This window comes from Streptomyces sp. NPDC042346 (assembly GCF_055581845.1).
The window spans coordinates 107,950-128,558 of sequence record NZ_JBVJEH010000015.1 but is presented as its reverse complement, the minus strand read 5'-3'; the positions used below and the strand labels follow the sequence as shown (position 1 = coordinate 128,558).

Annotated in this window: 20 protein-coding genes; 18 read left to right on the top strand and 2 right to left on the bottom strand. The window is 74.2% G+C overall.

Annotated elements, in window-relative coordinates; all coding sequences use genetic code 11:
• The first annotated feature begins 28 nt into the window (after nucleotides 1-28).
• The 16 genes from ACZ6K0_RS40890 to ACZ6K0_RS40815 all read left to right on the top strand — a co-directional run bounded on the left by ACZ6K0_RS40890 (nucleotide 29) and on the right by ACZ6K0_RS40815 (nucleotide 17,272).
• Nucleotides 29-964 carry an SAM-dependent methyltransferase gene (locus ACZ6K0_RS40890; RefSeq protein ID WP_469235106.1) on the top strand — a complete coding sequence of 312 codons (936 nt, stop codon included), beginning with the start codon at nucleotides 29-31 and terminating at the stop codon, nucleotides 962-964.
• Between the two features lie 9 nt (nucleotides 965-973).
• Entirely contained in the window at nucleotides 974-1,462 is a 489-nt protein-coding gene (locus ACZ6K0_RS40885) for a hypothetical protein (protein WP_469235108.1), read from the top strand.
• A gap of 50 nt (nucleotides 1,463-1,512) precedes the next feature.
• On the top strand, nucleotides 1,513-1,695 hold the full coding sequence (locus tag ACZ6K0_RS40880) for a DUF5999 family protein (RefSeq protein ID WP_469235110.1): 183 nt from the start codon (nucleotides 1,513-1,515) through the stop codon (nucleotides 1,693-1,695).
• Complete coding sequence (locus ACZ6K0_RS40875; protein WP_469235112.1) at nucleotides 1,692-2,222, top strand: hypothetical protein; 531 nt, start codon at nucleotides 1,692-1,694, stop codon at nucleotides 2,220-2,222. The genes ACZ6K0_RS40880 and ACZ6K0_RS40875 overlap by 4 nt, the downstream gene beginning before the upstream one ends.
• A complete protein-coding gene (locus ACZ6K0_RS40870) occupies nucleotides 2,219-2,719 on the top strand; it encodes a hypothetical protein (RefSeq protein ID WP_469235114.1) in 501 nt (166 codons plus the stop codon). The genes ACZ6K0_RS40875 and ACZ6K0_RS40870 overlap by 4 nt, the downstream gene beginning before the upstream one ends.
• Nucleotides 2,716-3,555, top strand: coding sequence for a hypothetical protein (locus tag ACZ6K0_RS40865; protein WP_469235115.1), 840 nt, complete (start codon nucleotides 2,716-2,718; stop codon nucleotides 3,553-3,555). Before ACZ6K0_RS40870 ends, ACZ6K0_RS40865 begins: the two co-directional genes overlap by 4 nt.
• Nucleotides 3,555-4,271, top strand: a complete 717-nt coding sequence (locus ACZ6K0_RS40860; RefSeq protein ID WP_469235117.1) for a hypothetical protein — start codon at nucleotides 3,555-3,557, stop codon at nucleotides 4,269-4,271. Before ACZ6K0_RS40865 ends, ACZ6K0_RS40860 begins: the two co-directional genes overlap by 1 nt.
• A gap of 143 nt (nucleotides 4,272-4,414) precedes the next feature.
• Nucleotides 4,415-5,104, top strand: coding sequence for a hypothetical protein (locus ACZ6K0_RS40855; RefSeq protein ID WP_469235119.1), 690 nt, complete (start codon nucleotides 4,415-4,417; stop codon nucleotides 5,102-5,104).
• A complete protein-coding gene (locus tag ACZ6K0_RS40850) occupies nucleotides 5,101-7,200 on the top strand; it encodes a hypothetical protein (RefSeq protein WP_469235122.1) in 2,100 nt (699 codons plus the stop codon). The genes ACZ6K0_RS40855 and ACZ6K0_RS40850 overlap by 4 nt, the downstream gene beginning before the upstream one ends.
• A 120-nt stretch (nucleotides 7,201-7,320) precedes the next feature.
• On the top strand, nucleotides 7,321-9,249 hold the full coding sequence (locus ACZ6K0_RS40845) for a glycoside hydrolase family 15 protein (protein ID WP_469235124.1): 1,929 nt from the start codon (nucleotides 7,321-7,323) through the stop codon (nucleotides 9,247-9,249).
• Between the two features lie 93 nt (nucleotides 9,250-9,342).
• Nucleotides 9,343-9,612, top strand: coding sequence for a hypothetical protein (locus tag ACZ6K0_RS40840; protein WP_469235125.1), 270 nt, complete (start codon nucleotides 9,343-9,345; stop codon nucleotides 9,610-9,612).
• Entirely contained in the window at nucleotides 9,609-10,148 is a 540-nt protein-coding gene (locus tag ACZ6K0_RS40835) for a helix-turn-helix domain-containing protein (RefSeq protein WP_469235127.1), read from the top strand. Before ACZ6K0_RS40840 ends, ACZ6K0_RS40835 begins: the two co-directional genes overlap by 4 nt.
• Nucleotides 10,145-10,732 (top strand): NUDIX hydrolase, encoded by a 588-nt coding sequence (locus ACZ6K0_RS40830; RefSeq protein ID WP_469235130.1) that lies wholly within the window; start codon nucleotides 10,145-10,147, stop codon nucleotides 10,730-10,732. The genes ACZ6K0_RS40835 and ACZ6K0_RS40830 overlap by 4 nt, the downstream gene beginning before the upstream one ends.
• A complete protein-coding gene (locus tag ACZ6K0_RS40825; RefSeq protein WP_469235132.1) occupies nucleotides 10,729-11,499 on the top strand; it encodes a helix-turn-helix transcriptional regulator in 771 nt (256 codons plus the stop codon). Before ACZ6K0_RS40830 ends, ACZ6K0_RS40825 begins: the two co-directional genes overlap by 4 nt.
• Complete coding sequence (locus ACZ6K0_RS40820) at nucleotides 11,496-16,058, top strand: DEAD/DEAH box helicase (protein WP_469235133.1); 4,563 nt, start codon at nucleotides 11,496-11,498, stop codon at nucleotides 16,056-16,058. The genes ACZ6K0_RS40825 and ACZ6K0_RS40820 overlap by 4 nt, the downstream gene beginning before the upstream one ends.
• Nucleotides 16,055-17,272: a hypothetical protein gene (locus ACZ6K0_RS40815; RefSeq protein WP_469235135.1), complete on the top strand. Its 1,218-nt coding sequence runs from the start codon at nucleotides 16,055-16,057 to the stop codon at nucleotides 17,270-17,272. The genes ACZ6K0_RS40820 and ACZ6K0_RS40815 overlap by 4 nt, the downstream gene beginning before the upstream one ends.
• A 217-nt stretch (nucleotides 17,273-17,489) precedes the next feature.
• On the opposite strand, the gene ACZ6K0_RS40810 is transcribed toward ACZ6K0_RS40815, so the two are convergent.
• Nucleotides 17,490-18,089: an HD domain-containing protein gene (locus tag ACZ6K0_RS40810; RefSeq protein ID WP_469235137.1), complete on the bottom strand. Its 600-nt coding sequence runs from the start codon at nucleotides 18,087-18,089 to the stop codon at nucleotides 17,490-17,492.
• A gap of 21 nt (nucleotides 18,090-18,110) precedes the next feature.
• Nucleotides 18,111-19,208 carry a helix-turn-helix domain-containing protein gene (locus tag ACZ6K0_RS40805; protein WP_469235139.1) on the bottom strand — a complete coding sequence of 366 codons (1,098 nt, stop codon included), beginning with the start codon at nucleotides 19,206-19,208 and terminating at the stop codon, nucleotides 18,111-18,113.
• 206 nt (nucleotides 19,209-19,414) lie between these two features.
• On the opposite strand from ACZ6K0_RS40805, the gene ACZ6K0_RS40800 reads away from it, so the two are divergent.
• Together ACZ6K0_RS40800 and ACZ6K0_RS40795 are read left to right on the top strand one after the other, a co-directional pair.
• Nucleotides 19,415-19,552: a hypothetical protein gene (locus tag ACZ6K0_RS40800; protein WP_469235140.1), complete on the top strand. Its 138-nt coding sequence runs from the start codon at nucleotides 19,415-19,417 to the stop codon at nucleotides 19,550-19,552.
• Between the two features lie 142 nt (nucleotides 19,553-19,694).
• The gene (locus ACZ6K0_RS40795) at nucleotides 19,695-20,609 is read left to right on the top strand and encodes a GNAT family N-acetyltransferase (RefSeq protein ID WP_469235142.1); all 915 of its coding nucleotides are present in this window, start codon (nucleotides 19,695-19,697) and stop codon (nucleotides 20,607-20,609) included.

Sequence of the window (20,609 nt, the reverse complement as noted above, 5' to 3'; positions counted from 1 at the left end):
CCGCCGCCCGCGACAGCCGGAGAACCCGATGCCCCGCACCGCCCACCGCCCCGCCGGGCCGCACCGCCCCGCGACCAGGCTCCACACCCTGCCGCGCGAGGTGGGCGGCGCCGGAATCCGCACCCCCTGGCCGGCCACCGCCCCGGATCTCGGTGAGGACCCCTGCCGGCGGCTTGACCTGCATCTCGCGCAGTCCGCCCGGGTGGAGGACTACCTGCTCCGCGGGCAGACGCACTTCCCCGCGGACCGGGAGGCAGCGCAACAGGTCCTGGACGCCCACCCGCACGCGAGGAAGCTCGCCATGGCCCGCAAGCGGTTCCGCACGCTCGCCACCGCCCGCCTCGCCCAGCTCGGCGCCGACCAGTTCATCGACTTCGGGTGCGGCCTCCCCCTGCCGTACTGGACCCTCCGTCTTCCTGAGTCGGCACCCGGCGAGATCCACCGCCTGGCCCCACCCGGGGCCACGGTGGTGCATGTCGACCGGGACCCGCTGGTGATGACGCACGCACGGGCCCTGCTCGCCGCCCCGGTGGGCAGCCTGGTGCGCGTGCGGCACCACCAGGGCGACTTCACCGACCCGGCCGCCGTCCTCGGCCGGACCGACGTGCCGATCCATACGGACCGGCCGGTTGCGCTGCTCTTCTTCGACGTTCTCCACGAGATCGAGGCCGCCGCCGAAGTGGTGGCCGCCTACAAGGCCGCCGTCGCCCAAGGCAGTTGGTTGGTGGTCAGCCACCGCAGCGCCGACACCCCGGTCGGCCGCGCTGCGGCCGCCGGCCACAGGGCGGCGGGTCTGCCCCACGTCGCGCGCAGCCGGGAGGAGGTTGCCGGCCTGGTCGAGGGCTGGGAGCTCCTCGGCCCCGGCGTCGTCCCCCTGCCGCGCTGGTCGCCGTCCCTGGGCCCGGACGCGCCGTCGGCCCCGCCCCGGGCCGACGTCTACGCCGTGATCGCCCGGAAGCCGTAGGGGGCCGCGATGAACAACACCCGAGTCCCGGCCCAGGCGTCGTTCCCGTCCCGGCCGGTGTGGCTGCCGGCCCACACCGTCCGCTTCTACTGCGGGCGTGCGTTCGACGCGCTTCGGTGCAACGAGCAGGAGGCGGAGACGGTGCTGGCCGCGATCGGCTTCGACTGCGGGCCGGTGATCACCTCGGCGCTCGGCTACTCAGATCTTCTCCTCCCGCCGGGAGAGCACTTCCGCGAGGCGGTGCCGCGCGCACCTGTGGTGCGGATGATGCCGCAGGGCACCCAGATCGACGTCCCGCCGCTGACCGCCACCCCGTCGGAGGGCTTGTATTGGCGGGTCCGGCCGGGTGTCGGGTTCACCCGGCTTGCCGACGTCGCCGCGGTGCTGCGCCCGCCCGCGCCGCCGCCGCGTGCCAGGCGGGCGGCGGCGCCGCGTGCCAGGCGGGCGGATCCGTCCCTCGCCGAGCGCCCGGTGCCCGCATGGCGGCCGGTCCGGTGACCGCGACCCGCCTCGCTTCCGTTCACCCCGATCGCCCGAAGGAGCCCGCGATGCCCGCCGAAGCGCCCTCGTCCAGCACGACGTCCGACACCGAGGAGGACAAGCTTGTCTCCTTCGCCCCCGCGCAGGGCTGGGGGCGGCTGGCCAGCGGCACGCTGGTCTTCGACGACGGCGGCCAGCTGGGCCCCGATGGCACGGTCGTGCCCCCTGTGTACGAGCGGGTGACCTGGTGAGAGCCGTCGTCCCCGGCCGCGCCCCGGGCTGCTTCACCCGTGTCCCGGCCACCGCGCCCCAGCTGACCTCCGAGCAGCTCGCCGTGCTCAAGGGCGGCCCGGCCGACCACGACCGGCTCGCAGCCTGGCTCGCCGGCCCCGAAGCGACTGCCAACCCGTGGGCGGACCAGGTCCTGCCCGCGGAGATCGACGGCGTGGGCCGCTTCGAGGTGGTACGCCTGCTCACCCCGGTCGCCGTCGCCGCCGTCGCCCGGCTGCTGCTGATCGGTGACCCGGTCGGCCCGGTGCTGGCCACCACCCCGCGGAGCTGCCTGGAACTGCTGTGCGAGCCGGGCACTGCCGACGGCCTCGCCCTGTACGGCTCCGTCCACTCGGCGCACTCCGTACGGTGCCCGCGCCCCGGCCGCACCGCCCAAGGCCGGTACTGGCTGTCCGTGCCGCCGACCGACACGCTCACCCGGCCCGCCGACCTAGTCCAGGCGATGCTCGCCGACGCCCCGCCGATGCCCGGCGGTGGTGCGGGATGACCGCCACCGTGTTCCACCGCGACATCGAGAACCTTCCCGGCGCGGCGCGCGCCCAGGCCGTCGCGGACACGTCCGGACTGCCGGTGGCACTCCTCGCGTCAGCCGACACCCCTTGGGCAAGCGCCGAAGCCACGGACGTCGCCGGCCCGGCGTTCACCGTCTGCCGGTACGGGGACGGCAGCCGCACCGAGGTTCATCGCCTCCCGGACTCCGCACTCCGTTCCGAGAGGAGTCGGCAGCGCTTCGTCCAAGCGCTGCTCGCCGCCACCGTGCCCAACGGCGAGGACGCCGGCTACCTCAGCGCCTTCGTCCAGGGGCAACTCCAGGAATCCACGGTGAGCGCCGACGGGACGTGGCGCTGCTACGCGAACGCCGTCGAGCGCTGGCTGGTGCTGGCGGTCGTGCCCGACCGCGCGGGCGCAGGCACCGCACCGAACATGGTCTTCGTGCATCCCGCCGCGCCGGCCGCCGACCGCGACCGGGGGGCCGCCGCGTGAGGCAGATCCGCACCTTCGCCGTTGTAGAGGACAATTCCGGCGACCGGCCGCTGGTCTTCGACCCGCTGACCGGGGCCGCCCACCGGGGCCCGCAGCCGCTTCCCTGCGGCCGGGTTGCCATGGACGACCAGCAGGTCACTGGCTGGCCGGAGGAGCGGCGCGCACCGGTGCTCGCCGTCAGCGCCCCCAGTAGGACGTTCGCCGAAGCGCACGCCGCGCCGGCCGCTCTGGGCCGGGCCGGCGTCGTCGCGGTGAACCTGCTGGCTGCTGGCCCGGACGAGACCCTGGTCCGCTCGGCCTGGCTGCTGCACCGCGCGGGCCTGCTGGTGACCGTGACGACCAACCGGCCCGGCCTGTCGCGACTGGCCGAGGACTTGGCCGGTGTCGTCCATGCCCTGCGGGTGCGGCTTCACGCGCCCACCGAGTTCGAACACGACAAGCTGGCCTTGCCGCACCAGGCGAGCTACCAGCAGTCGCTGAGCGGCATTCGGGCGGCGATCGACGCCGGGCTGCCCGTCCAGCTCCTTGTCGAGGCACCGCCGCCCACCGTCGGGGACGCCGGGCGGCTGCTGCTCGTCGATGCCGCCGCCCATCGGGCAGCTCAGCTGGGGGTCTGCGGTCTCACCTTGCTGCCGGGCCCCGGCAGTCTCGCCGGCCGCGCGACCGCGCGCGGCGCTGGCCGGGCCCTGGAGGCCAGGGCCCGGCTGCTGCACCGGCGCAGTAGCACCGGTCTCCGAGTTCCGGTCCGAATCGGCGTCGGGCGTGCGGAGAGGCCGGCTTCCCGAGTGGGCGTCCTGGCCGCGCTCGGCGCTGCCGCCGCCGCGGAGGTGGCCTGATGGGACGCGCACCGCTGTCACCGACCGAGGCGCCCGTCCCTTACCTGACGGTCCGTCACGGTGAAGTGCAGGACCGGCCCACCGTCGTCTACACCATGAACGGCCCCGCGCCGGTCGGGATCGGCTACGCCGACGAGGGCGAAGAGGACCGCGACGCCCGCGGCGTCCTGTGGGAGCGGGTCAGCGAGTGCCCGGACGGCGCACCGCGGTACCGCTACGCCCATCCGGAGCGCCAGGCCGCCGCAATGGACGACCTGCGCTGCCAGGTGTTCTTCACCGAGGCCGACTGGACGGAGAAGGGCGTCCTCTTTCTCCTGAGCGACGTCCGGGGGGAGGAAGAGACGCCCGCCGGCTGGCCGGAGGGCGCGGTGACGCTCCACCCTCCGCTGTCCCTCGAAGGGGCGGCCTGGTCGGTCCTGGCCTGCGGCCACCTGGCGGAGGGCTGGGTCGCCGTGCGCTCCACCGACCCCGACCCGGAGTACGGCTACTGCGGCACCCTCTACCAGCCCTCCCCTGCCGGGGCCGTCCCCGTACCCAAGGTCAAGGCCTCGACCGTCCCCTACAACCACCCGCTGGTGGGCTGGCTGGTCGCTTCCGCCCAGGCGGCGGTCCTGCGCGGCTGCACGGTCGTCGACCTGGCCGCCGAGCTCACGGACGCCGGCCACGCCGAGCTCGCCGAACGAGTCGCCGCCGCCTACCCCGAGGTGCCGGTCTGATGCCGGGCACCGACGCCGACCGCGTGCCCCGGCGGAACTGCAGCGCGCCGCACCCGCCGATCCACCGGGCCCGGCCGCCGTAGCCGTGGGCGCGACCGCAGTTCCACCGCCCGCCACCTGCTCTTGTGTCTGGAGATCTCGCTGTGCCGCCCGTTCCCACCGCCGCCCGACCGGCACCATCCATCGGCACCGGTGCCCCGCGTGAGCGGACCGCCCAGCCGAGAGGCACAGCGGCTGCCCTACCGCCCGCCCTGCCGGGCGCGGACACCGCCACCGCCGCGCCCGGCGCACCGGAGCCCGCCGCTCCGGCGGAGGTGCTCGGCGAGCCGTGCCCGTGCGGCCACACCATCGTGGTTGCCGCGGCCGACGCGGCACTGCTGCTGCCCCTGGCCCGCGGACTGACCGCGGCGGCCATCGCCCGCCAGCTCGGCCTGAAGGAGAAGCAGGTCAGTGACGGCATCAAGAGGTTGCGCACGCTCCTCGGGGCCGAGCGGATCCCGCACTTGGTGGACCTGGCCATCCGGTGGCGGCTGATCGACCCGGGCGACGTCGCCCCGATCCGCCCGGGGCGGACCAGCCGCGACCTGAAGAGCGCCGAGTCCGGTGCGCTGGCGAACGCCGCCGCGGGATTGAGCGCGGAAGCCAGTGCGAAGAGCCTGGGCATCTCGATCGGGCGGATGCACAAGGTCCTGGCCGCGGCCCGAGACGTTCTGCTGGCCCGCGACACCGCCCACGCCGTCGCCCTCGGCCACCGCTTGGACCTGCTGCCCGACACCCACCCGCACCGCGCCGCGCACGAGACCGACCTCCCAATCGGGGGAGGGGTCGCGTGAGTGTCGAGAGCCGCAACGAGATCGGCGGCAGCGGCGTCTTCGGCGCCGTCGTTCAGGCCCGCTCGGTCGGGAGCTTGACGATCAACTCCGCAGCCCCGGCCGGCCGACCACCCGCGCCGCTTCAACTGCCTCGCCGCGGACCGCACTTCCTGGACCGGCGCGACATCACGGCGCACCTGACCGTCGAGCTGGGGCGAGCCCCGGACCGGATCCACGTCCTGCACTCCCCGGCCGGCACCGGCAAGACCGCCCTCGCCACCGAACTGCTCACCAGTCTGCCGATGCCGCCCGGCGGCCAGCTGTACGCGGATCTGCGTGGTGCGGCCGTCGGCGGACCGGCCCGCGAACTCGACGTCCTGGCCCGGCTGCTGCGCTCGCTGGGCTGGGACGGTCCGTGGCAGGACCTGGGCGAGGCCGCCGCCTGGTTCCGCAGCGCGACCGCCGAGCGTCCCATCGCCCTGCTGCTGGACGACGCGGCCAACGCCGAGCAGGTGCGCGCGGTGCTGCCGGCCGCCGGGTCCACCGTGCTGGTCACCAGCCGCAGCGCCTTGCCCGGGCTGGTTGCCGTCGGCGCCGATCACCACGAGCTGGGGCCGCTGCCGACGGCCGAGGCGGTGGAGCTGCTGACGCTCCTGGCCGGAGCGCGGCACGTTCCCGACCCGCGGGTGGCCCGGGCCACGGTCGAGGCGTGCCGGAACCGTCCGCTGCTGATCGCCCTGGCCGCCGCCCGCCTGCAGACCCATCCCGGCGCCGAGCCGGTGCTCCGCTCCGACGACACCCTGGACGTGATCACTGTGCACCTGACCGAGTCGTACCGGGCGCTGCCCGAGGACGTCGCCGCCGCGTACCGGGCCGCCGGGACCGTGCCGTTCGACAGCATCACCGAGCAGATGCTCGCCGCCGTCCTCGCCACCGACCGCGCGACCGCCCGGGGCAGCCTCGCCGCGCTGGAGCGGGCCGGGCTCATGGCGGCCACCGGTGACGCCTTCACCCTGGTCCCGGTCGGCGACGGCCGGCGCGCCGCCGCCGACCTGGCCCACCTCACCGACGGCCCGGAGCAGCTGACCGAGTGGCGGCGCCGGGCGCTGGAGTGGTGGCTGGCCGCCCTCACCCGCGCCGAGCGGCACCTGGCCCCCCACCACCGCGACCTGGCACGCACCTACCTCCACCCGGTCACCGCCGAGCCGCACTTCGACTCCCGCGAGCAGGCATGGGCTTGGCTGGCCGGGCAGGGGGAGCAGATCCGCCCGGCCCTCGCCGCCGCCGCGGCGGCCGGCTGGGACGACCTGACCTGGCAGATGGTCCACGCGCTGTGGCCGCTGTGGCACCGATTTCGCCCCTACGAACTGTGGCTGCCGGCGTGCGAACTCGCGGTCGGTGCCGCCCGCCGCACGGGTGACTCTCTGGTGCTGCGCGAGATGCTCAACCAGCACGCGGTGGCGCTGCGCGGCCTGCATCGCCCCGCCGACGCGATCCCCCTGATCGAGGAGGCCTTGGAGCTGGCCCGCCTGGACGCTGATCCGCGCGGTGAGAGCCAGCACCGGCACGAGATCGGCGCCACCCTCATCGAGATCGACCGGGTTGGCCCCGGTGACCTTCCCACTCCCGGGCAGGCCGCCGCCGCACTGTCGCACCTGGAACAGGCCCGGCAACTGCGCGAGCAGATCGGCTACCGGCGCGGCGCGGCGGTGACCGACATCCTCCTCGGTCAGGTGCACGCCGCCCTCGGTGACCACGCTCAAGCGCTGGCGGACCTGGACTGGGCCCGCGACACCCTTCTAGCGGTGGAGGACCTCCACGACGCAGCCCGGGCGCTCGCCTGGCGCGGCCGGATCCAGCTTCTGCACGGCGAGACCGCCGACGGGGCCAGGACCTTGCACCACGCGCAGTCGGAGTTCGCCGCCGAGGGCTCGCGCGCCTGGGAGGCGCTGACCCTGGAGTGGCGCGCGGACGCGGCCGCAGCCGCCGGCCACCCGGACAAGGTCGCCCAGCTGCTGCGCGCGGCGCTGGCCCTCTACAGCGGAAACCCCCGCGACGCCCGGCGTCTCCAGGCGCGCCTGGTGCAGGCCGAAGCCGGCGTACCGCCCGGCCCGTGACCCGATCGGCAGCCGCCCCCTTCCGGCTGCTCACCCCCTTCGGCGGCCCCGGCCGCCGACTTCCTCGACCGGCCCCGAGCCGTTCCCACCCACCCACACCGAAACGGAACAGCCACCACCGTGCAGACCACCACCTTCGCCCCGCCCGCCGCCGCTCCGAGCACTCCACTGGAGGAACTCGTCCCCCTCGGCGATAACCAGGCCGCGGTCCTGCTGAGCACGAGCGGCGTCGTCGAGTACGGCGCGGACCGGATCGGCGGGAGCCTGCACTTCGCCCGGCTGCTCGGCGACCAGCGGCACGGACAGTGGAGCCTGGCGCCGGCCGGTGCGGGCCGAGCCGACCGCAGCGGCTGGGACGGCGACAACCTGATCCTCACCCAGGAGTGGGACACCCCCGACGGCACGGTGCGCATCATCAGCTTCATGCCGCCGCAGCCACACGGCGGCGCGCTCACCCGCCTCCACCAGATCGTCGAAGGCGTCACCGGCACCGTCGAGATGCACTCCGTCTTCCAGCCCCGCTTCGAGGACGGCCGACTGCCCGGCCACTCCGAGATCCTGGAACGCGCCGACGGTCGGCACACCCTGCGGCTGTCCGCCGGTCCCGTCACCCTCCTCCTCGACGGCCCCGTCCACGGCCTCGACTCCTTCGGCCGGTGGAGGGTCCGGTTCACCGCTGCCGAGGGCACCCGGACGGCACTGACGCTGACCATCGGCGACACCGACTCCGACAGCCGTCCGCACGCCGACACCGACCTGTACGCCACCCGCCGCGACTGGGAGGAATGGACCGCCGAACTCACGTACACCGGCCCCTACCAGGAGCCGGTACGGCGCAGCGCCATCCTGCTGCGGTCCCTGACGATCCGTCTCACCGGCGCCGTCTCGGCGGCGCTGACCCGCGGCGTGCCCGAGGCGCTCGGCGGGAAGCGGAACTGGGACTACGAGGCCTGCTGGCTGCGGGACGCGGCGCTGACGATCCTCGCCCTGGTCCGGCTGGGCGCGCTGAAGGAGGCGGCGTGGTGGCGGAACTGGCTGCTGCGCGCCATCGCCGGGGACGTGCAGAACCTGGCGATCATGTACCGGCTGGACGGATCCCGGACCCTGACGGAGCGGGAGCTGCACTGGCTGCCCGGCTACGAGGACTCCCGCCCGGTGCGGGCCGGCAACGCTGCTGCCGACCAGGTACAGAACGACATCTACGGCGAGGTCATCGAGGCGCTGGTGGCGGCCGAGCGCGCGGGCCTGCCTGCCGACGCCCGCGTGGACACCCTCATGGTCGCGCTCGGCGAAGAGATCGTGCGGGTCTGGCGCCGGCCCGACGAGGGGATCTGGGAGGTCCGCGGCCCGAAGCGGCGCTTCGTCCACTCGGCCCTGCTGTGCTGGCAGGGCCTGCACCTGCTGGTCGACTGGGCCCAGGACCGCACCGCCACCGGGACCGGGACCGGGCCGGCCGACCCGGCGACCGTCGCCCGGTGGGCGGCCGAGCGGGACACGATCAAGGACGACATCCTCCAGCGCGCCTACAACCCCCAGGTGCGGGCCTTCCCCCAGTACTACGGCGGCAGCGACCTGGACGCCGCGGTGCTGCTCATGGCCACCAGCGGATTCCTGCCCCCGGACGACAAGCGGTTGATCACCACGATCGACGCCATCCAGCGCGAGCTCACCGACGCCGCCGGGCTCGTGCGCCGCTACCTGCCCGACCCGACCGGCCGCGTCGACGGGCTCACCGACGACGAGGGCAGCTTCCTCGCCTGCAGCTTCCATCTCGTCGAGGCTCTGGCCTACATCGGCCGCACCACCGAGGCCCACGCCCTGTTCGACCGGCTCCTGACGCTGCGTTCGCCACACGGCGTGCTCAGCGAGATGTGGGACGCCGCGAAGCGGCGCCTGGTCGGCAACCTGCCCCAGGGGTTCCCGCTCTGGGCGCTGATCTCGGCAGCCCTGCGGCTCGCCCGCACCCCCGGCGCGGGTGAGCGGACCGTGCTGCCCAGCCAGCAGACGCCGGCCACCGCCCAAGACGCCGCCGTCGCGGTCGCCGTGTGAGCGCCTCGGCGACCGGGACGCGGCCCTCGGCGGCACCCGGCCACCCGCACCACCATCAGCACCTGTCACTTCGTGAGCGGCAAGGAGCCCTCATTGATCTCCCTCCAGACGACTGCCGAGCCACCCGCCGCCCCGAGCCGGGGACCGTCCGCCCGGCGCGGGCTGGTTCAGGCAGCGGTCGACTTCGTCACCGCCCTCACCTGGACCAGCGCCCCCGGCGAGAGCCTGTTCGACCCGGTGACCCTGCTGTGCGTCCACACCGCGGTGGCGGGCACCGATCTTCTGCCGCCGGGCACCGTCGAGCGGATACTGATCACGGGCGCCGCTCCCTACGGCGGTGCCGCCGGTTGGACCCGGGAATGACGGGCGAGAGCGCCGCGGCCGGGATGCCGCCCGTGCCGCTGCTCGATGCCGCCGAGCTGGCGCTGCTGCGGTACGCGCTGCTGCCCGGTGGCCGCCTGGCTCGCCAGGCCGCCACCGGGCTGAGCGCCGGTGAGGTCGCGGACGCGGGTGACCGGGCGTGCTGCCTGGTCGGCGCGGCGACCCTGGTGCAGGCCGGTGCGCTGGTCGCCGCTCACCGGTTGCTGACCGCCGGCCAGCTGGGGATCGGCCCGTTCCCGCCCCGGCGCCCTTCGGTGCGGCGCACCGAGGCGCTCCGGCTCGCCGTCGGCGGGTGCACCGCCGAACAGACCGCGGCGGCCATGGACGTCAAGGAGCACACCGTCACCGCGTACTGGCGGGCCCGGGAACTCGGCACCCGAAGCCACGGGCAGGCCGGCTACGCCGCCATCGCGACCGGCCTGCTGCCCCTGAACAGCATCCGTCCCACCTTCCCGGCCCTCACCCTCGCCACTTACCTCGCCGCAGAGGTCCAGACAGCACCGCAGGAGAGCGCGTGACTGCTCACCCGACTGTGTCCGCCGGCCCGCTGTGGCCGGTGCGGGCGGAACTCCTGCTCAGCGATCCGGACGGCCGTGTACTGCTCGTCGGCGCCGGTCCGAACGTCGGCCTGCCCGGTGGCCGGGTCCAGCCCGGCCAAGACCCGGCCACCACCGCCGCCGTCCACGGCACCGCAGTCACCGGTCTGGTCCGACTGGAGGCCGGCCGGCTCCTGGCCCTGTGCTGGTCCCCCGATCCGGCCGGGCCGATCGCATCCCCGGTGGACGCCGAGCAGGTCTGCGTCTACGACCACCCTCCGCTGACCGCCCGGCAGGTCGCCGCCCTCACCGCAGACCGCGGCCTGCACGGCGGGCCGCTCCTGGTCGCCCCGGACGAGCTCATCATCGCTGCGCCGGGAGCGGCACGGCGCATCCTCGCCGCCCTCGACGCCCGCACCCGCACGGTCACCACTGAGCTCATCCACGGCCAGCCGCGCGCGGTCCTCCCCGGCACCGGATCGGCGCACGCGCCCGGCCCGGGGCGCGGCGAGAGCACCGACACCGCGGTCGGCGGCCGGACCGCGACCCAGGGGGTACGGCAGTGAGCTCCACCGACCTCGCACCCCAGCGCCCCGGGGCTGCCCCCGCCCGGGCGCCGGGGGCAGCGGGGCTGACCGTGAACGCGACCAACCCCCTTCGAGTGGCGGTCCTCGGCTCCCCGGCCCTGCACATCACGGCGCTCGCCTCCGCACTCACCCGCCGCGGGCACCAGGCCACCACCTACCCCGGGCCCGGCCTGATCGTCCCGGCGCCGGGACGGCCGCTCACCGCAGTGCTCTTCAGCCTGGACGCGGCCGACGGCACGGCGGCCGCGGAGGTGCAGCAGCTGCACACTGCCCTGCCGGCGGTCCCGGTGATCGTCATCGGGAGGCCCGACCCCGCCGGGGTGCTGGCGCTCCTGAGCGCCGGCGCCGCCGGGTTCGTGCCCGCCACCACCGGCCTGGAGGAGGTCGAACACGCCTGCCGACTCGCCCGGACCGGACGCGCCGTCATCGCGGCCGGCCTCCTCCACGACGCGCTCGCCTCCCGCGACCATGCCGCCTCGCCCCACGACCAGGAGCGGCAGCAGCTGCTGGACGCGCTCACCACCCGCGAACTCGAGGTCCTGGGTCTGATCTGCGACGGCCTCGACACCGGCGAGATCAGTGTCCGGCTCGGGATCACGGTCAGCACCGCCCGCACCCACATCCAGCGGCTCCTCGCCAAACTCGGCGCCCCGACCCGCCTGAGCGCGGCCGCCGTCGCCGACCGGTACAGCCTGCTGGCCGATCGTCCAGCCGCACCACCCCTGCAAGGAGCACGAACATCATGACCGGAGGAACGGTCAGCCCGGCCGAGCTTGCGAAGTACCTCCGGCTCAAGAAGAAGAAGGAACCGGCGCCCCTGACGGCCCCGGAAGCGGAACTCAGCGCCCTCCCCGACCGCGCGTTCGGCCGGCTACTGCGGACGGTCTGCGCCGACGGCGTGGTCCCGGAGCCGTTCAAGGACGAGCTGGTGGTGCGGGTGAGCGCCGGCCGGGTCCGCGCGCCGTACCTGCGTGCCCTGCTGCTCGGCGACAAGGCGCCCGGCCTCCTGCCGCTGGCCGGCGCGGCGTGGGAGGCGATGGCAGCGACGCCGCGCAAGGCGGTCACCGTGCTGACCGCCCACAACCAGGCCGCCGACAGCTCCGCCCGGCTGATGGTCCGCCAGGCCCCGGTGCCGGGGGAGGGAGTGGCCGTCCAGGCCGGTCGGCGCTCGGACGGCGGTTTCGCCCACGGTGCCGCCGCGTTCTCCTACAGCCTGGAGGAAGCGCAGGACCTGGCGTTCCTGAGCCTGCTCGGACACCTCAGCGGAGCCCACCCGGTAGCCCAGGACACACCGGACGGAGACAGCTGGTCGCCCCACGGCGCCCGACCGGTGCCGGAACCGCAGACCGCTGGTCCGGGCGCGTTCCACAACGAGCTGCTGCGGCTGTGCACGCTGGAGACGGTGGCGCCGGCGGTCCTGGCCGAGATCTCCGCCCGGACCCGTGCGGGAGCCCTGACCGCGCGCGACCTCCACCAGATCCTGTTCCGGGCCGCAGGGCCGCAGTGGGAGCCGGTACGCCGAACCGCGCTGGAGGCCGCAGCGGCCCCCGGCAAGGCCCAGGCGGTGCTGAAGGTCCACGCCAAGGAGGCAGGGGTCCGCAGGCCGGTCTACCACCAGGAGCCAGCCGCGGACCCCGCCGACCGCGGGAAGCGCCTTGCCGTCCGAGCCGTCTACAAGGTCGGCGAGCACGCGCACGAGGTGACCGGCGGCGCCTACCGCTCGCCGACAGTGGCCCTCTCCGTCGCCGCATTGCACCTGCTGGCCAACCTCGCCAGCCTTCCAGCGCCCGACCTCGACGGTCCAGCCGCCGCAGACCCTCAACCTGGCCCTTCGGCCGGAGACAAGAACAGCGTCACCACGCTGCGCGAGATGGAACAGGCGATGCTCTTGACCGGTCTGCGGATCGAGGACGACGACGCGCTGACCGGTACCTCCCTGATGTTCAGCTGCCGCATCTCGTGCAGTGCCGGAGGCGAAGACCTCGAGTGCCGTGGGAGCGGAGCGAGCACGGGAAGCGCCCAGGAAAAGGCGGCTGACGCGATGTTGCGGCGCGTCCTCGACCTGCCGTCCCTCCAGCCCCGGCAACGCCAGCGCAGGCCGGTGAGGATGGTGGCCCCACCCGAGCGCACCGACGGCCTGGACCCGCTGCGGGTGGTGAAGGTGCTGAGCGACCAGCGGACAATCACCGACCTCAAGGAGGACATCGGCGTTCCGACCGGCCCCCAATTCCCCTGCACCATGTCCTGCCGCGTCCAGGACTCCTTCTACACGGCCACCGCTCGCGCCGTCGGCAAGCAGGCTGCCCGGCGCGAGGCGGCGCGTGCCCTAGTCCGGCGACTCAGTACCGTACCCGCACCCACCACCGCCACCGCATCTGCCACCCCACCTGCCCCCGAACCCGCGTTGGTCCCGGCGCAGCGCCGGCCGTCGGCAGCGAGTACCGCCGAAGCAGTGGCGGCCGAGCGAGCGGTGCGCGACGTCCTGCTGGACGGTGCGGCGCTGGTCGCCGAGCTGGTAGACGGCGGCGTGGCGATGGCCCTCTACCGAGTGGACGGCGCTTCGCTCCCGGGCAACTGCCCCGCGCCGCTCCTGCAGAGCGACCTCGAGCTGGTACTCCCGCACATGGGTGTGGGTGTCCGGGCGGTGGCCGTTCCCGTCTGGCGGGTGCCGGTGCGACTGCTGACCGGTGTCCTGGCCCAGCTGCCGGACCACGGTTTGCATCCGTCGGCGTGGCTGTGGGCGAGGGCGACCCGGCTCGCGTTGACCACGATCGCGGCCGGACTGCTCTATCCGACCCTGGACGCTGCCGAGCGAGACGTGTGGCGCCTGGGCCCGCTCCCGGCGGCGGTGGCCGCCGAGGCCGCAGGGCTGGCCGACGCCATGCCACCCCACGGCCACTGCGTGCCAGTTGCCCGTACGCCGTACCGGCTGTGGGCGCCGCGCACGGTGCTGCGCCAGTACCTGGACGCTGTCGCTGAGGCGGTGGTCCGCGGGCCCGGCGCAGCCGCCGTCCTGGGGACCGGACCGTGGAGCGGCCCGGTGCCGCGCCCGCAGCAACGCCAACTCCGGTCCTGGTGCGACCAGGTGGAGCGCAGCATCGGACGCCGTCTGCCGGCGCTGGTCCTGACCATCAAGCAGCCATCCGAGGGCAGCCCCCTGGACACCGATCTCCTGTGGGCCCACCTGGGCTTGCGCACCGCCACCATGCGCGGCGGCCGTCTCCACCTCGTCCCCGCCGCAGAGTACCTGCCGGCTGCGGGCTGCGACCCCGTCCGGCTGGAGCGGGTCCGAAGCGCGCTGCGGGCGGCAGAGCCCGCCTGGCCTCCGCTGGGCCGGCTGCTGGAGCAGGAGCGGCCCGGCCGGTTCACCGTCCGCCCCGCGGAGGCGGCCTTGCTGCTGGGCGAGATGGGCCAGCGCCTCACCCGGGCCGGCGTCGAGGTCGCCTGGCCCGAGCACTGGGCGATGGGGCTGCAGCTGCGGACCGTCGTCGGCTCCCGCCCCGTTCCCGACGACTCCGACGCCCCGCACCGCTTCGGCCTCGCCAACCTGCTGGACTTTCGCTGGCAGCTCGCCCTCGACGGCGACCACCTCACCGAGGCGGAGATGGACGCCCTCGCCGCCTCGGCCCGGCCGCTGCAACAGGTGCGGCGGCGCTGGGTCCTCCTTGACGAGCCCACCGCCCACCGCGCCGGCCACCGCGGCATCGGCACCCTCGACGCCCCTCGGGCCCTGGACGCCGCGCTGACCGGCGCCGCTGCCGTCGATGGAGTGGACCATCCCTGCGATCCGGCCGGACCGCTCGCCGACCTGGTCGAGGCACTGCGCCCCGGCGCCCGCGAGCCGGTGCCCGCGCCCGCCGCGCTGACCACCACGCTGCGCGACTACCAGGAACGCGGCATGAGCTGGCTGGCCCACACCCTCGACCTCGGGTTCGGCGCCGTCCTGGCCGACGACATGGGCCTGGGCAAGACCGTCCAGACCATCGCGGTGCGGCTTCACCGCCGGGAACGGGCTACCCGGCCCCACCCGGACCTGATCGTCTGCCCCGCGAGCATGCTCACCGTCTGGCAGCGCGAGATCGCCCGCTTCGCCCCCGGCAACCCGACCCACGCCTACCACGGCCCCGAGCGCACCCTCGACGGCGTCACCGCGGACACGGTCGTCATCACCACCTACGGCACCGCGCTACGCGACATCGAGACCCTGGCTGACTACCCCGTTGACCTCCTCATCGTCGACGAAGGGCAGCACATCAAGAACCACTTGAGCCGCACGGCCCGCGCCCTTCGCCGCATCCCCAGCACGCGGCGCATCGTGCTGACTGGCACCCCGATGGAGAACCGCCTCCAGGACCTGTGGGCCGTCTCCGACCTCGCCAACCCCGGACTCTTCGGGACGGTGCGTGCCTTCGGCGAGCGCTTCGCCCGCCCGATCGAGGCGGACCCCGGTGGTGAGGCGACCCGTCGGCTGTCCCGGCTGATGAGCCCGTTCCTGCTGCGCCGGCGCAAGAGCGACGCCCACATCCTCCAGGAACTCCCCCCGAAGATCATCTCCCACCGGTACATCCCGCTGACGCCCGAACAGGTCGTCCTGTACGAGCGGGCGGCCCAGGATGCAATGGAGGAGATCCGCACCGCCAAGTCACTGCACCGGCGCGCCCTGGTACTGACGCTCCTGTCCGAGCTGCGGAAGGTGTGCAACTCCCCCGCCCACTACCTCGGTGAGAAGCCGCAGGACCCAGACACCTACGACGTGCTGGCGGCGCGGCGCCGCTCGGGCAAGCTCGCGGCACTTGACGAACTTGTCGAGCAGATCACCGATGCCGACGGGAGCGCGCTGGTGTTCACCAACTACGCCACGATGGGGCGTCTGCTGGTCGCCCACCTCACCGCGCAGGGCATCGCGCCCCTGTTCCTGCACGGCGGCATCCCGCCCGGCCCCAAGCGGCAGCACCTCGTCGACACATTCCAGGACGGACACAGTCCGATCCTGATCAGCACGATGAAGGCCGGCGGAAGCGGGCTGACACTCACCCGCGCCGGGGACGTGATCCTCTACGACCGCCCCTGGAACCCGGCGGTCGAGGACCAGGCCACCGACCGCGCCCACCGCCTCGGCCAGGAACGCACGGTCCGCGTCCACCGGCTGGCGACCGAGCTGACAGTCGAGGACCGCGTGGACGCCCTGCTCCACCACAAGCGGGCCCTGGCCGACGCCGCCGTACCCCATGCCGCGGAGACCGCGCTCGGAGAGCTCTCGGACTCCGCGCTCGCCGACTTCATCACCCTCGGAGCGCGCCCATGACCCCGCACGGCCCGTGGGCCCAGACCTGGCAGCTCGCCGCGCAGCAGGCCGCCGCCCACCAGCACACCTTCCTCCAGGGAAGCGCGATCCACCTCGCAGGCGGAGTCGGCGACCTGAACCTGGCCGCAGGGAGAGCCAGCGGGATCGTCACCGCCCACCAGGACGAGCCGGCCCGCGCCCGGCTGGACCTCACGCCGTTCACCGCCGACGAGCAGGCCACGCTCGGCACCGCCCTCGCGGCCGGCCCGCACCGGGAACTGCTGCTCGCCGGGCACCTCCCGGCCGCGCTCACCGACTCCGACCACACCGGCGGCGTCGCCATCACCCCCGACCCCACCCACTTCACGTTCGACTGCTCCTGCGGCCAGGCACCCTGCCGGCACACCGCCGCCCTCGCCCACGCCGTCACCGACCGCCTCAACGCCGACCCCGCCCTCCTCCTTCTCCTGCGGGGACTTCGCGGGCACCGCTTCACCCAGCTCCTCCACGACCACGCCCCCGGCGCCCGCTCCAAACGCCAACGCCATTACGTCGCGTTCGTCCCCGCTCACCAGGCGTTCCAGGCCCGGCCGGCCACCCTGTCCAGCACCCCCGAAGCATCCAGCCCCCTCTCCGAGCCGGGCACCGTCACGTTCACCAACGCGTCCCTGCCCGCACCGCCCGAACGTGCCCCCGCGCTCGCCCAGCTACGCCATCTCACCGGCCTCGCGGCCAACGACGCCACCCGCCTCCTCGCGGGCCGCGGCACGCTGGACAGCGACCCGGTCAGCGACGCCGTCCGCATCGCCGCCGCCCTGCCCGGAGCCGGGAAGGTACCCGACCTCGCCCACCGCCTCGGCCTGGAACCCGACGAACTGCGCCTGCTGCTCGCCGCCCACGAAGTGGCCGGCGCGGCAGGAGTGCGGGCCGCCCGCACGGAGTTCCCCGCCGACCCGGCCCTGCTAGAGCGAGCCCAGCAGGCCATCGGCCCGCTCCGGCCCGCCAGCCGGGCGCCCCTGTCGGCCGAGGGCAACCGGATCACCGACATGCTCGTCGGCGTCCAGGTTCGCGTCGACGCTGAGGGGAACTGGTACCCGTTCACGGCGGCCGACGGCGACTGGAGGCTCGCCGGGCCGGCGGCCCAAGACGCCGCAGGCGCGTACCGCAGAGCCCTGGCCACCCGGCGAAACCGCATGCAAATCCCCGTCCAGCCGGTCGGAGACCGCCGTGCCTGAGCTGACAACTCCCCGGGTACCGGATCACCGCCTTGAGCGGGATCCCCTGAACGCACACAAGTGGTCGAGATCCGCCTCGGCGGTATGTCCTTTGGCCTCCCGGCAGCGGATCCCCGCGCCGGAGATCCGTTCCGCCACTCATGGACGAGGAGGCTCGATGCCGCAGATGGTCACTGCCGCTGACCAGCCCGACGGGATCCGGCCGTTCGGGGCATCGCTACGGCGCGGCCGAGATGCTCGGCCGGATGCGCTGCCAAAGCGCCGGGTCCATCGAAGTGGCGGCGTGCGCCAGGCGGCGAGCGGAATCAGTCTTCAGCGCGGCTGTGCACCTCTCGATCTTGCCGGCCGTGGGGTAGCCGACGGCCGCGTACTCCAGGGCGCGGTACACACAGTCGAGCTTGTCGGCGTCGTGGGCGCACCTGGCCTCGGGTGTCGCGTCGACTTCGAACTCCTCGACGGCTGTCGCCACGGCGCGCCGGACGGCCGGGTGGGCGTCGGCTACCTGGTCGGCCGTCACCGTACGGGGGTCGGCAACGGTGACGTAGCGACGGGTGACGGGCGTCTGGTCGCCGGTACGGGCCTCGGGGAGGTCGTGAAGCACGCACAGCATGGCGGTGCGGGCGGGGTCGGCGCCTTCCAGAGCGGCCAGCGCGATACCAATGATGGCGGCGCGGTGGCTGTGCTCGGCGACGCTCTCACCATCGGGGATGCCGTCGTAGCGCCAGCCAGTGCGCGGCAGGTCCCGCAGGGTTCCGGCCTCGAAGATCAGGGCGGCCGTGGCGGCGATCTCGGCGTCGGTGGGCTGGTGTTCGGTCACGGTTGCGCTCCTGCCGGTGTGTCAGTTCGTCTGCTGGAGAAGGTAGTGGACCGATTCCAGGTCGTGCCGCGATACCGGGGACACGAGGCGGGCGTCGAGAAGTTCGGCGGCCCGCTCGTGCAGGTACCGGGCGGTGGCGGGCACGGCAAGGGGCAGCCAGGGGTGCAGTCCGAGCAGGGCTGTGACGGAGTGGACGTACAGGTCCACGGTGCCGGGAGCGTCGTGGAGCGAGCCGACCAACTGCTGGAACAGGTGGAGCGGATTCCACGCGGTCGGTTCCGGGCGGTGGAGGAATCCGTCGTCTGCCTGGTGGGCCGGCATGGAGCCCAGCCAGTACGCCCAGTACGAGAGGTTTGCGAGTTCGCCGTGCTCGTCGTCGGCCAGAGCGGTGGCGACGAAGTCGCGCAGCGGGCCGGGGTCGCCCTGGCGAGCGGCGACCGTCGCGGCGGTGCGGGCCTCGATCCACCGCGGGGTGTAGCCGCGCAGGGCCAGCGCCGGCCGCATGGTGCGCAGCGCCTGCTCCGACCAGTCCTCGGCGTCCGGGGCCGTGTCGTAGGAGGCGAGATAGAGGCTCTGGCGGCGCAGGAGCAGGCCTTGTTCCCCCGCCCGGTCGGCCATCTCGGCGGTGCGCCGAAGGCTCGTGAAGAAATCCACCCGGTCGGCGGCTGCGAGTTGGGGGCTGATCGGGGCGGGGCCACGCCGTGGCCGCGCGGCGAGAGCCTGGAGGGCGGGCGGGGCGATGCCTCGCACCGCCCAGGCGACCAGGTGCGCGGTCTCCCGGGACTGCACCCATCCTGCCAGCGGGTGCTCCGCTGGCTCGACCGGCGGGCGCAGGACAGCGGTCAGGATGCGGTCCGCGTCCATCGCGGCGTCGAGCCAGCCGACCAGGGCACTGTCGGCACCGAGGAGCACCAGGGTGCGGCGGAGCCGGAGCACTTCCGCGGAGCGGACGTTACCCAGGGGGCGGCGGCCGCTCTCCCAGCCCTGGAGGGTGCCGAGGTCGACGCCCAGGCGGTTGGCAAGGCCGGTCTGGGGTTGGGGGATGCTCTCGCGCAGCAGGCGCAGGAGGAACCCGGAGACCACCCCGATCTCCGCCCGGTTGCGGGCCTCTGTCGCCATCGCGATTCCTCCCGGTCGTCCCCGGCATCGACCGGGGCCCGGCTGCGCGGGCCAACCCGTACCGCGGGTGAGTGTTCATCAGGAAAGCCAGTTCCTAGGCTGGTTCAGCAAGGATCGCCGAGGACGGTCCGCCGATCAACGGCGCATTCGTTCCTGGTGCGATCGCGGACCTCGGCGCCCGGCAGTGGACCGCACGCGACCTGGAGATGCTCGGCCAGAGCGCAGCGGCTGCCGGACGGGCGCAGGACGCGGTCGCCCTGTTCGCCCGGGCCCTGGAGCAGTACGGCGGCCTCAGCGCCGTGGACGCGGAACGCGTCCGCCGGCAGCTGGAGACCGCACGGTGAAAACCGATCCCGTCATCCGGGTCGCGTACCGACGTGGGCTCTTCCGTCGCAAGGACAACCGTTCGTCGACGCCAGCCGCCGTGTCCGCCATCTCGGCGACCAACCTTGTCGAAAGGCCCAAAGTATGAACGACATCCGGCACATGAGCACCGACGGCGTCCATCGCGCTGCTGTGGTCCCCTCCCGGCTGAACGGCGCGGACTACCGGATCGACCTCATCAGCGGCTGGGGGGCCGACCTGTGCGAGGAACTCGCCGGTCTCGCCCAGCAGTGCATCGTCGGGTACAGCGATAACCGGCCGGTCAGTGCCTCCCTGGTGCGATCGCGGCTGACGAACGCACTGACCGGGGCGCCGCCTGTCCTCGCCGTCGCCCGGGACGGGCGGGAGGTCGCCGGCTGGTGCGCCGTCCGTCGCCCGGAGCCGGGCGAGCAGAGGGCGCGGCTGTGGGGCCCCGTCGTCGATCCGGCGGCGCGCCGGGCAGGTCTGGGCCGCAGGCTGCTGCAGACGGTGGTGGAGGCGGTGGAGTGGCCGCTGGTGACCACCGACGTGCCCCTCGACCGGGACGGCGCGATCGACTTCTTCACCCGGTCCGGGTGGGAGGTGCTGGACACCATCACGGTGCTGCACGGCGCCCCCGCCGACGGTGTGCTCGGTGCCGTCACCGCCGCCGACATCGCGGAGGCGGAAACGTACGTTGCCACGGCCGCCAGCCGGTTCGGCGGGCTGGAGGTGTCGTTCGCCGAGTCGACGTGGCCTCGGTGGCGGGACGACGCGCGATTCCACCCGGAGACGTTGCTCCTCGACCCGCCGACCGGATCGCTGCTGCTGTCCCTGGTCCAGAAGAACGCCACGAGCAGCGAGCTGCTGCTGGCTGAGGTGTGGGCCGCCGACACCGAGGCCCGCAGGCGACTGATCGCCCAGGCGCACATCCTGGCCAACGCCCGGCAGGTGGCGACCGTGCGCGCGGTGACCCGGCAGGACCCGGCCGACTTCGTCGCCTGCGGCATGCGCGTCACCGGCAGCTGCCAGACCTTCACCCTTCCCGGCAGGCGCTGA

Coding starts and splice junctions, on each gene's coding strand:
- ACZ6K0_RS40835 (WP_469235127.1), top strand. CDS start 9,609: ATGACGGGCGAGAGCGCCGCGGCCGGGATGCCGCCCGTGCCGCTGCTC.
- ACZ6K0_RS40860 (WP_469235117.1), top strand. CDS start 3,555: ATGGGACGCGCACCGCTGTCACCGACCGAGGCGCCCGTCCCTTACCTG.
- ACZ6K0_RS40880 (WP_469235110.1), top strand. CDS start 1,513: ATGCCCGCCGAAGCGCCCTCGTCCAGCACGACGTCCGACACCGAGGAG.
- ACZ6K0_RS40815 (WP_469235135.1), top strand. CDS start 16,055: ATGACCCCGCACGGCCCGTGGGCCCAGACCTGGCAGCTCGCCGCGCAG.
- ACZ6K0_RS40805 (WP_469235139.1), bottom strand. CDS start 19,208: ATGGCGACAGAGGCCCGCAACCGGGCGGAGATCGGGGTGGTCTCCGGG.
- ACZ6K0_RS40870 (WP_469235114.1), top strand. CDS start 2,219: ATGACCGCCACCGTGTTCCACCGCGACATCGAGAACCTTCCCGGCGCG.
- ACZ6K0_RS40890 (WP_469235106.1), top strand. CDS start 29: ATGCCCCGCACCGCCCACCGCCCCGCCGGGCCGCACCGCCCCGCGACC.
- ACZ6K0_RS40820 (WP_469235133.1), top strand. CDS start 11,496: ATGACCGGAGGAACGGTCAGCCCGGCCGAGCTTGCGAAGTACCTCCGG.
- ACZ6K0_RS40800 (WP_469235140.1), top strand. CDS start 19,415: ATGCTCGGCCAGAGCGCAGCGGCTGCCGGACGGGCGCAGGACGCGGTC.
- ACZ6K0_RS40795 (WP_469235142.1), top strand. CDS start 19,695: ATGAGCACCGACGGCGTCCATCGCGCTGCTGTGGTCCCCTCCCGGCTG.
- ACZ6K0_RS40885 (WP_469235108.1), top strand. CDS start 974: ATGAACAACACCCGAGTCCCGGCCCAGGCGTCGTTCCCGTCCCGGCCG.